We start from the raw sequence: 10,965 nt of genomic DNA, 5'->3' as shown, positions 1-10,965 counted from the left end.
GCATCGCTCAAATCCGTCTGGTAACGCTTCGAAACACGCGTATGCTGCACGCGGGTGGCTGGGGTCCACATCAAGATCTCCGGGTTGTCTGCAAAACCCCCGGAATCACACGAACCTCAGCCGCTCAACCCCTTTCGAAACGGCCTCTTAGAAGCAATCGAAATCAGGGATATATGCATGCGTTTTCGCTTGACGGGATTGACTGCGGCGGCTCTCGGCTCAAGCGGCTTTGGGGTAACGCCAGCTGGCGCGCAGACGATTGACCTTTCGTTCACGCTGCCGCGATTGTCGGTTGCCGAATATCATCGCCCCTATGTGGCGGTCTGGCTGGAGAAGGCGGGCAGCGCTCCCCGGACCCTCAGCATTCTCTATGATGTCGACAAGCGCAACAATGCGGGCGCCAAATGGCTGCGCGACGTGCGTCTTTGGTGGCGTGCTGCCGGACGAATGCTCAGTGTTCCTGCCGACGGCGTGAGCGGCGCAACCCGTCCGGCCGGATCGCATACGCTCAGCTTCACCGCCGGTCGGGGAGGTATGCCCGCGCTGACACCGGGGAACTATGTCCTCGTCGTCGAAGCAGCACGCGAGGCCGGTGGACGCGAAGCGGTGCGTCTGCCCTTCACCTGGTCGGGAACCCAGGCAACTGCATCGACGAGCGGCAAGTTCGAGCTTGGCCGCGTCTCACTGAACGCCCGGCGTTAAGGGGGAGCTATGCCTGTGAAGATGATCCGCACGTCGATCCTGTCGGCCCTCGCCATGGGAGCCGCGCTTGCGCCGATCGCTGTCGAGGCAGCGCCCCGGTCGTGGATGCTTCCTTCCGAGACCATGTTCGTCGGTAGCGGCGACGAATGGCTGACGGTCGATGCGGCCCTATCGACGGACCTCTATTATTTCGATCACGCCGTGCAGAATTGGGAACCGTTCGCGCTCGCGCCGGATGGCAGCAAGGTAGCGGTCGAGAACAGCGCGAAGGGCCGCCTGCGTCAGACTTTCGATGTCCATGTCGTGCAGCCCGGCACCTACAAGATCGCAATCGTTTCTGAATCGGTGAGCGGCAGCTACCTGCTGAACGGAGAACGGAAGATGCTTCCGCGCGGGACCACGCCTGCAACGCTCGCTCAAGCTGTGCCCGCCGGGGCGACCGATGTATGGAGCGCGGTCAATACGAGCCGCATCGAGACCTTTGCGACCGCTGGAGAGCCGACCACCGCGGTTTTCAAGCCGACCGGCAAGGGACTTGAGATGGTTCCGGTTACGCACCCTACCGAACTGGCGAGCGGCGAGGCTGCCACTTTCCAGTTCCTGCTTGATGGCAAGCCGGCGGCCGACCTTTCCGTGAGCGCGGTAAACGGTGGCGTTCGCTATCGCGATGGCATTCAGCAGCTTGATCTCACGACCGATGCCGAGGGCAAGGTCACGATCACTTGGCCGGACGCCGGTATGTGGTGGGTAAACGTCGCCAGCGGCGGTGGACGGAGCGCGGCCGGCCCCGGTGGTTCTGCGCCCCAAGCCAGTGCCAAGGCTGAACAGCCACTGGCTGCTGGTAATCTGCCCGGAGGCGAAGGAGCACCGCGCCCGATTGCGCCACCGCGGCCACGATCGTCTTATTCCATGACTGTCGAAGTTCTTCCGTCATAGACTCGACTGCGGCGGCGGCCCATCCGAATTGATTCGAATGTGCAAGCATTAGGGCGGTGTTACAGCGTAAATGTAGTGTTCATCATCGCGGGTCACCACATACCGTTGGTTTCCGCCGAAAATGACCTATAAACCGCCTTTGCTACGCCAGCGTAGTGACAACGGCGATCGATGACGGTCATGGAGTTCAAATCGATTGCGGAGATTCTGGCTACGTATCCGCGACCAGCATTCCGAAGGGACGGTGCAGTCTGACCGGCTTGATATTTGCTGGATCACAATGCCGATGCCCATCCGGGCGCCGGCATTGCGTTTGCCTACGAGGTCGCCAACTTGGCCTTTGGCATGGGACCGATCTTCAGGCGGGCTGTCCAAGCCGTAATCGCCGGCAGCACCAGCCTGGCCTTCGGCCGCCGGCAGCATGACCGGGATGACGCCAAGCGTTTCAAGATCGTCGCGCTGGGCATCCGGCAAGCGGACCACCACCGCGAACCGCCGATCGCCCTCGAACAGGGCGATCGAGGGTTTCAAGGCAATCTCGCGCTACTTGTAGATTGAGCCAGCGGGCGCCGATGCTCATCAGGCGATGAGGAGTAATCTCCAGAACACAATAAGGTTCGTTTATCGATAAATATCCTATCCAGGGGGATGGGATGATGCGAAAGCTCATGCTAAACGCCACGCCATGACCTCTCTTGCAGACCTGCTTCAACAAAGCGCCGCCCATGCGTGGCTGTTTGTGCCTACCGCCATCTTGCTCGGCGCGCTGCACGGGCTCGAACCGGGCCATTCGAAGACGATGATGGCGGCCTTCATCATCGCGGTCAGGGGAACAGTGCGCCAGGCCGTGCTGCTGGGTTTGGCGGCGACGCTCTCCCATACGGTCGTGGTCTGGGTCGTGGCGCTCGGCGGCATGTGGCTGTTCGGCGGCCTCAACGCGGAAGCGACCGAACCCTATTTCCAGCTCGCATCCGGCGTGCTGATCGTCGTGATCGCCGCCTGGATGCTATGGCGCACCCGCCGCGAGCAGATTGCAGCCGAACACTATCACCACGATCATGGGCACCATCACGGCCACTCCCACGGCCACGGGCATAATCATCACGGCGATCACGACCACCATGAACATGAAGAATTCGAGGAAGCCGAGGAACGCGGCCTGGAGGTTGCGACCGGCGGCTTTGTCGATGCGCACGAAATGGCCCATGCAGAGGACATCCGGCGCCGCTTCGCGAACAGCAATGTCACCACCGGCCAGATCATCCTGTTCGGCCTGACCGGCGGTCTGATCCCATGCCCGGGCGCGATCACCGTGCTGCTGCTCTGCCTCCAGCTCCAGCGGCTCGCGCTGGGCGCCGTGCTGGTGTTGTGCTTTAGCATCGGGCTTGCCATCACCATGGTCGCGTCGGGCGTCATCGCCGCGATCAGCGTCAAGCAGGTGACGAAGCGCTGGAGCGGTTTTGGCGAGATCGTCCGCAAGGCGCCCTATGTTTCGGGTGGGGTCATCCTGATCGTCGGCCTCTATGTCGCCGTTCACGGATGGATCGCGCTACCGCATTGAGCAGGACATTTGCATGAGCCATGCCGCCAATCCCGATCTTCTCAACCGCCTGAAGCGCGCGCAGGGCCATCTCGCCAAGATCGTCGAAATGGTTGCCGAAGGCCGGGACGGCCTCCAGATCGCGCAGCAGATGCAGGCGGTGGTCGCTGCGCTCGACAAGACCAAGACACTGCTGGTCAGCGATCATATCGAACATCATCTGGAGGAACTGGTCGGGCCGTTGCCCAAGGCGACGCGCGACGAACTGGCTAAGCTGGGTGAACTGGCCAAATATCTCTGACGCCGCCGTGCTTCAGCGCTGGGGCTGCGCGAGATTCAGTTTGAGCGCCCAGATCGCGGCGGGATGACCATGGGCCGGAACCGCCACGAACAATCGGTCCAGCTCCGGCACATAGAGCCCGGTGCGTGCGCCGCCAGCAGTTTGCGCCCACGCGCTCTGTCCATCGGCGCCGATCACATCGACATGGCCGGCGCCGCAGACCAGCAGGATATGATCGCGCACCAGGAATAGATCGTCGGCATCACCGCAAGCTGATCCGAGGGAGAGCGTTTGGCCGCTCGCTGTATCGATCGTCGCCAGCGCCGCCGGGAGCCGATAGGCGATCACGATCCGGTTGCCTGACGGCTCGACCGCCATCGGGAAGTTAAGCCGGTGCAGTCCGGTCGGCCAGCGTGCCAGTTGTTTTCCCTGGTCGATGTCGGCCGCGATCACCGAGCCGTCATCGGGGATATTGATATAGGCGCGCGATCCGGACAGCCGAAACCCCTCCGGATGGCCGGGCAGCGCCAATCGGGCGAGAACCGTGTGACGGACGGGATCGATCGTGGCGAGGCCGCCCTTGCCATAGCCGACGATGACATGGCCGTTGCGCGGATCGACCCGCACATTGTCGGCATCGTCCTCAAGCGCGATCCGCGCCCGCTCGTGAAGCTCTGTGTCATAGAAGCGGACCGAGCCGTCACCGCAGGCGACCACCAATTCGTGGGTCGCCGGAAGCCAGGCGACGCCCTGCGGTTCGCCAAGGCCGGCGATGCGGCCGATGACCTTGCCGGCCTCAAGATCGACCTCATCGACCGTGCCGTTGGCGATCTCGGCAACGAACAGCCGATGGTCCGCCAGATCGACCGCCAGATGGTCGATGCGCCCCCTGGTGTCGGGGAGCGAGATCGTTCGCTCCAGCACGAGAGGGGAGTGCGGATCGGTCGGTTGTGCCTGGCTGCACCCCGGCAGCGCCAGCAGCAGTGCCGCTGCACATCCCCTCCAGGGTTTCATCGCTGCGCCCTAGTTCGCCGCGACCGCGACATGGCTGAGCGCGGCGGTCAACCCGCGCGCGAGCTTCTGCGCGTCGTCATTGGCCCAGAAGTGCATGAAGAACAGGCGCGGCTCGTCGTCGAGCATGTGGTTGTGGAGCGCCGTCACCTCGATCCCGTTCTGCCGCAACTCGCGCAGCACCGGATTGACCTCCGACGCTGTCAGCACGAAGTCGCCGGTGATCGCCGCCTTGCCGCCGCCGGTTGGCTGGAAGTTGATGGCGATGGCCGCGCCCATCGCGGGCGGTAACGCCATCCCACCATCGCGCGGTGCCTCGGCACGGGGAATGCCGAATGCATAGACGCCGCCGCCGATCTTGCCCTTGTGGCCCATGATGCGGTCGAGCGCGGCGGTGTCGAGGTCGATCGTCTCCGGCGCGGCGGGGCTTGCCGCCGGAGGCGCGGACAAGGGCGTGCCGCTCAGCGCCAGCGCATCGTGCAGCACCTTGGCGAGTTGCGCCGGATCGCCATGCCCGGCGATGTGCATATACATGGTGTGGGGTGTGTTCCGCAGCAGATGGTTGTGGAGCGCGGTGATCTCGATTCCGCCGGCGACAAGCTTGGCCATCACCGGATTCACTTCGGTATCGGTGAGCACCAGATCGCCCATGACCATCGCCTGACCCCCGCCATGCGGTACGAACGCCAGCCAGGAGCCGAGCGCCAGCGCCGGTTTCAAGGTCACGCCGTCGAGCACCACATGCAGGTCGCTGCGCGGCAGGCCGATGCGATAGACACCGCCCGGCATCTCGGCGCCCGGTTTGCCGATGGCGGTGGCGACCGCCTGTTCCCAGGGTTCAGCCGCCAATGCGGGCGAACTCAGAGCGAGAAGCCCCAACAGGCCGAACGTGGTGATACGCTTCATCATGATCTCCTTGAGCAGCAGCGGGATCATTGGACCACGCCTGACAGATAGAGGGCCGCACCGATCGCGGAACTTGCCGCGAGGACCGGGATCATCCCGACCTTGAACCGGAACACGGCTATCGCGGCGCCGGCGGCCAGCAGCGCCGCCGGGAGGTAAAGCGAGGTCAGAACCGGGAAGTCGAAGGCGAACCGCGCGACCCGGACCACCCGCACGTCCTGGAACAAGGTGTGGATCGCAAACCAGACGGCAAGGTTGAGGATCACGCCCACGACGGCCGCCGTGATCGCGCTGAGTGCGGCCGAGAGCGTCCGGTTGCCGCGCAACTGCTCGACGAACGGCGCACCCGCGAAGATCCACAGGAAGCAGGGCATGAACGTCACCCATGTCGTCAGGATCGCGCCCAGCGTGGCCGCGACCAATTGCGGCAATGCGCCCGCATCGCGAAACGCCGCGAGGAAGCCGACGAACTGCGTGACCATGATCAGCGGCCCCGGCGTCGTCTCGGCCAGGCCAAGGCCGTCGAGCATCTCGCCGGGCCTGAGCCAATGATAGGTGCCTACCGCTTCCTGCGCGACATAAGCCAGCACGGCATAAGCGCCGCCGAATGTAACCATCGCCATCTGGCTGAAGAAGGTTGCGATGCGCGTGAACACGTCATCGGGGCCGAGAAGCACCAGCAGCGCGATGACCGGCGCGAGCCAAAGGAACAGGAATGTCCCGGAAATCTTGAGCGACCAGCCAAGGTTGGGCTTGGCATGATCCGGCAGGCTTTCGCCGAGCGCGGTATCGCGGTCATGGACGACATTCCCGCCCGCGCTCCCATGTCCGCCGCCGCCCTTGAAGGCCGACAAGCCCAGCCGTCCGCCGACATAGCCGCCGATGCCCGCCGCTAGGACGATCAGCGGAAAAGGCGCATTGAGGAAAAAGATCGCGACAAAGGCGGCCGCCGCGATCCCGCGCATGACGTTGTTCTTGAGAGCACGCGATCCGACCCGCACCACCGCCTGGATCACCACCGCGAGGACCGCCGCCTTCAAGCCGAAGAACAACCCGGTGATCAGCGGCACATGGCCGAGCAGCACATAGAGATAACTGAGGCCCAGGATTGCGAGGAAGCCGGGCAGCACGAACAGTCCGCCTGCGACCAGACCGCCCTTGGTCTTGTGAAGCAGCCAGCCGATATAGGCGGCAAGCTGCTGCGCTTCGGGGCCGGGCAGCAACATGCAATAGTTGAGCGCGTGCAGAAAGCGCTCCTCACCGATCCAGTGCTTCTCCTCGACGAGGATGCGGTGCATTACCGCGATCTGGCCAGCGGGGCCGCCGAAGCTCAGCGATGCGATCCGCGCCCAGACGCGCACGGCTTCACCAAATGTGATGCCGTGATCCGGCGTGCCTGCTTCGCTGCCTACGGGCAGTTCCGTCACCGCGCCGCTCATGGCCGCACCTGCGCTTTGGCGCGGGCTTTCGCGGGCTGGTGCGAGACCCAATTATGGGTTTCGTCGGTCGCGTCGCGGCACCAGCGATAGAAGGCGTCGTAGAGGAGCATCCCGGCCTCGAGCTGTTCCTGATCGTCGGCATACATGCGCGACAGGCCGAGCGAGGCGGCAAGCAACCCGTCCGCTTCGGGCACGAGGTCGGGGCGGCCGGTATCGGCACCGCGCACGATCGGCGCGAGGCGTTTGAGTGACTCATGACCGCTGAGGCCGAATGCCTCGACCATGACGTCGAAGGTGCATAGCTCACCCCGATGGCTCCAAGTGACGCCTTCGCCTTCGATGTCGAAGGGAGCGGCGCCAAAGCGCTCGGCGACGCCCTGAACCTCGGAGGGCGCCACGAACAGGAAGATCGCGCTCGGATCGATGAAGCGGCGGATCAGCCACGGGCAGGCGATCCGGTCCACCTTGGGGCGACCGCGCGTCACCCAGACGGTCCGTCCCTCGGCATCGCGGGGCGGCAGCACGGTGTTCGGCACCATTGGAAGACCAGAGTTCGCCCATCCGGCCACACCGCCCTCCAGCGCCTCCGCTGACACGCCGTCGTGGCGCAGCCGGGCGGCGACGCCTTGGCTCAGCGATCCACCGTCCCGACAAGCAACAACGACCGACTGGCCGTGGAATGCTCGTGCCCAGGCGCTGACATCGCTGGCGGACCTTCGCAACGATCCAGGGATCAGCAGCGGTTCGGCCGAGAATTCCTCCTCGGGTCGAACGTCGATCAAAACAGGCCCGGTCGGAATACCGACCAAGCGAACGAGTTTATCCGGTGAGATCGTGTTGAGAACAGACATGATGCGTCCTTGTTGAAAGTAGGACGCGATTCTTGAGCCTGTCGCCTCGTGGGGAGACCGCGATCCCCATATTCAAATCATGGCAAATGCCGCATGGACGGTCAATCCTTTCGATGTGATGGTTTGCCGCAGGGTGATCGTTCCTCGACGGATGAGTAAAACGGTTCCTTTAGGTCATAGCGCTGGGGGCAATCCGGGGACGAAGGAAGGCGATCATTTGCGTTAAATGGCGGCTCTAGGGTAGTAGAAGCGGCGATTCATATTCATCGCTTTCGTCCGCCTTGGGGCACCATTCCCGGTCAAAGATGGGCACCGTGCCCATCAGACGCGGGGCACCGTTGCAGACACCATTCTCCAGAACGGCCTTCGGGCCAGATATGGTGATCTGCGAATTGGAAACGGTGACATCAGAGACGAGCATCCGCAGATAATCCTTACGCAGCGTTGGGTCTTCGTCGCGTAGTCTCGCGGAGAGCAGGTCTCCAAAGCGGCTGATCGTCGCCGGGGTAATCTTGCGCGATCCCTGCGCGAGTTGCGTTTCAAGGGCATCTATACGCGTCGTCGCCGCAGCGAGCGCTGACCGATTCTCTTCCATACGCTTGGCGAAAATGGGATCGCGCGGACCCATCTGTCCCGTTTCGACCAGAATGAGCAGGCGCTCGATACCTGTTCTCAGTCGGGTCTGCTCGGCCTTGGCATGAGAAAGCTCCTGCTCGCGCTGGACGCGCTTCTGGTCTGAAAGGTCCAGCACGTCGGCAAGAAGCGATTGTAGCCGCTCAGGTGCGAGCAACTGCTTCTCAACGGTATCCAGAACGAGATCGTCCAGCACCTCTCGCCGCATGCTCGGAGTTGGGCAAGACTGCCCCTTGTTTACGCGGTTGGCGCAGACATAGTAGCTGTATCGCCCACCCTTTCCGGTGCGGATCGTCATGGCGCAGGCGCAACCTGCCGTACCGCACTTCGCGATCCCGGTCAGCATCGTGGTGCCAGCGACAATATGGGGAGCGGTGCGGCGCGGATTGCGAGAAGCCCGCAGCGCGTTGACACGGTCGAACCGCGGCTGATCGATAATAGCCGGGCAGACGACGGCGATCCAGTCCTCTGGATCGGGGACGTTGCCGTCGTCGTCGACGGTCTTGTCGTAATAGATACCGGTGTAGGTGACACGGCGCAGTATGCCTGAAAGATTGCCGTTGGAGAACTTTGCGCCGCGCAGCGTCGTGCCGCGCCGGTTGAGCTCACTTACGATCCAGCGTCCGCCGCGGCCCATATCGGCCCAATTAAATATCTGATCGACCACCGCTGCTTCGGCCGGGACGATGCGCAGCTTCATCCGTTCCTTGTCGCCATCTTTCCTGGCGACATAGGTTTCGTAGCCGAAGGCCACCGGACCGCCATTATAAAAGCCCTGCCGGGCGTTCTCGCGACGGCTCTTGGATGTGTAGATCGAGGCGTCAATGGCCTGCTGTTCAGCAACCATGGCCGAGATGGTCTGGCCCATGCGCTTGGTGCGGCGACTTTCGCCGAAATTCTCGGTGATGGAAATCACCTCGACGCCTGCATCCGCAAGCCCATCGAGCGAATTGAAGAATACCCGCATATTGCGGGCCAGACGGGCGATCCGATAGATCAGGACGATATCGACGGGATTCGTGCCATCCGTCGCCTGCTCGATCATCCGGTTGAAGGCGGGTCTCTTCGAGGACTGGCCACTAAGGCCGGTGTCGGCAAACTCCTCGACGATCTCGATATTGTTGCGCCGGGCATAGTCATGGATGGCGGTGCGCTGGGCGTCGATGCTCTGCGCCTTGCCATCCTCTTTATCGACGCTCAGCCGCAGATAGATATAGGCCCGCATTCTGGCGCCACCTTTTGATCCACGGCCGTGTTTCATTATCCATCCTCCGAAAACAGGGCGGCAAGGTCAGGGCCAAGCGCCGCCAGAACGATTTGAATCTCATTGCGGGAAATAGGCAAGTCCGAAGGGAACTGGCTGTAGACCGGAACGGGACGCGTGCTGCCGGGCGCGGATTTTCCACGCGCGGCAGCCTTGCGGCTGGCTTTCGAGCCATTGTCCTGAGGACGCTTTCCCACGGCTATGTCTCTGGGCCGGCCTGCTCGCTCTCTCAGACCAGGCCGAAGTGACGGCGGATCTCGGCAATGAAGGCTTCGGCCGCGGCCTCGCGCTCCATCAGGCTCATGGCCGTCACATCCGGCAGGCGCAGACGCTCGATATTGTCGGCATGGCGCTCACGAGCGCCAACCGGCTGCTCGTCATGGCCGAGTATGTCATCGCTATCGACCGGCGTGATCGGCTTGGGCTGCGCGGTGGGCGCACTGGCCATCGGTACGATACCGAGCAGTTCGAGGGCGTCCGCCGGCTTGAAGCGAATGCCGTCGGCGACGGCGCGCTCGGCAATGTCGAGGGTCTGCTGAACGTCTGCTTCATCCAGAGCCTTGAGCGCGCTCTTCACCGTCACGCCGTAGGAGATCGGAGCCTTGTGCGGGACTTCGAGGATGTCGAAGAGGATCGGGAAGTCCTGCTGGAGCCGCGCCGCGATGAGCATGCGGCTGACCTTGTCCTCGTTGAGGCCGGGATAGCGTTCGGCCAGCGCGATCTGGCTGATGCCGCATGCACGCTGGAGACTGAGCAGGCCGTGGGCCATCTCCATCTTTGTGGCGACAGCGGAGCCCAGCACATCGTCGCACATGGCGACGACGGCTTCCTCCTCTGTGCCGGGGAACAGGACCGCCCGGATCAGGATGGTGTCGTCATCAGGGTGGGCGGCCTTGATGGCCTCCAGGATATAGCGTCCGTTCTTGAGGTGGTAGCGGTCGTCCTTCTCCACTAGTTCTACCGGACGGAAGGCGAGAGGATCGGCAGCCGTCAGCGCCAGCGCGGAAGCATGCTCCGCCTGCCTGGGGGAATAGGCGCGCAGATGAAATTCCCAGTCGAAGATCTCGCCGATGGCGACGAGAATTTCTCCCGGCGCTTCAGGGGCGGGCTTGAACTCCGCCGTGTAATTATCATCCTCGGCATCCTCGGCATCCTCGGCATCCTCGGCCAGAGCGGCTGCCTGCTCGGCGATTTCGATGGCGAAGGTTTCCTGATCGGAAAGTGCTGCGCCCTCATCCGGGGAAGGCACGGGCGCCATATCCCCATTCTGTCCGGTGTCGGTTTCATTGCTCTCGTCGAGAAAGGACGTTTGCTTGTCACCCTTGGAAGTCATTGGCTGGTTCCCGCGAGCCGACCGCATGAGCGCGATCAGGTCGTGGGCATCCAATTGTCACCGATTCGGA

At 63.2% G+C, this 10,965-nt stretch carries 11 protein-coding genes; 5 read left to right on the top strand and 6 right to left on the bottom strand.

Annotation, left to right across the window (positions count from 1 at the left end; genetic code table 11):
* The first annotated feature begins 177 nt into the window (after positions 1-177).
* From F4U95_RS11760 to F4U95_RS11740, 5 genes are all read left to right on the top strand, one after another.
* Positions 178-702, top strand: a complete 525-nt coding sequence (locus F4U95_RS11760; protein WP_060978296.1) for a DUF2271 domain-containing protein — start codon at positions 178-180, stop codon at positions 700-702.
* 9 nt (positions 703-711) lie between these two features.
* The gene (locus F4U95_RS11755; RefSeq protein ID WP_223811304.1) at positions 712-1,638 is read left to right on the top strand and encodes a DUF4198 domain-containing protein; all 927 of its coding nucleotides are present in this window, start codon (positions 712-714) and stop codon (positions 1,636-1,638) included.
* A gap of 267 nt (positions 1,639-1,905) precedes the next feature.
* Positions 1,906-2,196, top strand: a complete 291-nt coding sequence (locus F4U95_RS24590; protein ID WP_066213736.1) for a hypothetical protein — start codon at positions 1,906-1,908, stop codon at positions 2,194-2,196.
* Between the two features lie 127 nt (positions 2,197-2,323).
* Positions 2,324-3,199, top strand: a complete 876-nt coding sequence (locus F4U95_RS11745; RefSeq protein ID WP_060978298.1) for a nickel/cobalt efflux transporter — start codon at positions 2,324-2,326, stop codon at positions 3,197-3,199.
* A 13-nt stretch (positions 3,200-3,212) separates the two neighbouring features.
* Entirely contained in the window at positions 3,213-3,479 is a 267-nt protein-coding gene (locus F4U95_RS11740; RefSeq protein ID WP_060978299.1) for a metal-sensing transcriptional repressor, read from the top strand.
* 12 nt (positions 3,480-3,491) lie between these two features.
* Here the strand turns inward: F4U95_RS11740 and F4U95_RS11735 are convergent, their stop codons facing one another.
* From F4U95_RS11735 to F4U95_RS11710, 6 genes are all read right to left on the bottom strand, one after another.
* Positions 3,492-4,472 carry a YncE family protein gene (locus F4U95_RS11735; RefSeq protein WP_060978300.1) on the bottom strand — a complete coding sequence of 327 codons (981 nt, stop codon included), beginning with the start codon at positions 4,470-4,472 and terminating at the stop codon, positions 3,492-3,494.
* A gap of 9 nt (positions 4,473-4,481) precedes the next feature.
* Complete coding sequence (locus F4U95_RS11730) at positions 4,482-5,405, bottom strand: DUF1259 domain-containing protein (RefSeq protein WP_208597921.1); 924 nt, start codon at positions 5,403-5,405, stop codon at positions 4,482-4,484.
* On the bottom strand, positions 5,402-6,814 hold the full coding sequence (chrA, locus tag F4U95_RS11725) for a chromate efflux transporter (RefSeq protein ID WP_060978301.1): 1,413 nt from the start codon (positions 6,812-6,814) through the stop codon (positions 5,402-5,404). Before chrA ends, F4U95_RS11730 begins: the two co-directional genes overlap by 4 nt.
* The gene (locus F4U95_RS11720) at positions 6,811-7,665 is read right to left on the bottom strand and encodes a chromate resistance protein ChrB domain-containing protein (RefSeq protein ID WP_060978302.1); all 855 of its coding nucleotides are present in this window, start codon (positions 7,663-7,665) and stop codon (positions 6,811-6,813) included. The genes chrA and F4U95_RS11720 overlap by 4 nt, the downstream gene beginning before the upstream one ends.
* A gap of 235 nt (positions 7,666-7,900) precedes the next feature.
* Positions 7,901-9,523 (bottom strand): recombinase family protein, encoded by a 1,623-nt coding sequence (locus tag F4U95_RS11715; protein ID WP_211363979.1) that lies wholly within the window; start codon positions 9,521-9,523, stop codon positions 7,901-7,903.
* 268 nt (positions 9,524-9,791) lie between these two features.
* Entirely contained in the window at positions 9,792-10,895 is a 1,104-nt protein-coding gene (locus F4U95_RS11710) for a hypothetical protein (protein ID WP_150425803.1), read from the bottom strand.
* Between the last annotated feature and the right edge of the window lie 70 nt (positions 10,896-10,965).

The sequence above is a fragment of the Sphingobium limneticum genome (assembly GCF_008710165.1).
Lineage (GTDB): Bacteria > Pseudomonadota > Alphaproteobacteria > Sphingomonadales > Sphingomonadaceae > Sphingobium > Sphingobium limneticum.
This window is presented reverse-complemented; position numbering and strand designations above follow the sequence as displayed.

Bases quoted from the DNA above. Each gene is read 5' to 3' on its own strand.
- F4U95_RS11760 (WP_060978296.1), top strand. From the start codon at position 178: ATGCGTTTTCGCTTGACGGGATTGACTGCGGCGGCTCTCGGCTCAAGC.
- F4U95_RS11755 (WP_223811304.1), top strand. From the start codon at position 712: ATGCCTGTGAAGATGATCCGCACGTCGATCCTGTCGGCCCTCGCCATG.
- F4U95_RS11745 (WP_060978298.1), top strand. From the start codon at position 2,324: ATGACCTCTCTTGCAGACCTGCTTCAACAAAGCGCCGCCCATGCGTGG.
- F4U95_RS11740 (WP_060978299.1), top strand. From the start codon at position 3,213: ATGAGCCATGCCGCCAATCCCGATCTTCTCAACCGCCTGAAGCGCGCG.
- F4U95_RS11735 (WP_060978300.1), bottom strand. From the start codon at position 4,472: ATGAAACCCTGGAGGGGATGTGCAGCGGCACTGCTGCTGGCGCTGCCG.
- F4U95_RS11730 (WP_208597921.1), bottom strand. From the start codon at position 5,405: ATGATCCCGCTGCTGCTCAAGGAGATCATGATGAAGCGTATCACCACG.
- chrA (WP_060978301.1), bottom strand. From the start codon at position 6,814: ATGAGCGGCGCGGTGACGGAACTGCCCGTAGGCAGCGAAGCAGGCACG.
- F4U95_RS11720 (WP_060978302.1), bottom strand. From the start codon at position 7,665: ATGTCTGTTCTCAACACGATCTCACCGGATAAACTCGTTCGCTTGGTC.
- F4U95_RS11715 (WP_211363979.1), bottom strand. From the start codon at position 9,523: ATGCGGGCCTATATCTATCTGCGGCTGAGCGTCGATAAAGAGGATGGC.
- F4U95_RS11710 (WP_150425803.1), bottom strand. From the start codon at position 10,895: ATGACTTCCAAGGGTGACAAGCAAACGTCCTTTCTCGACGAGAGCAAT.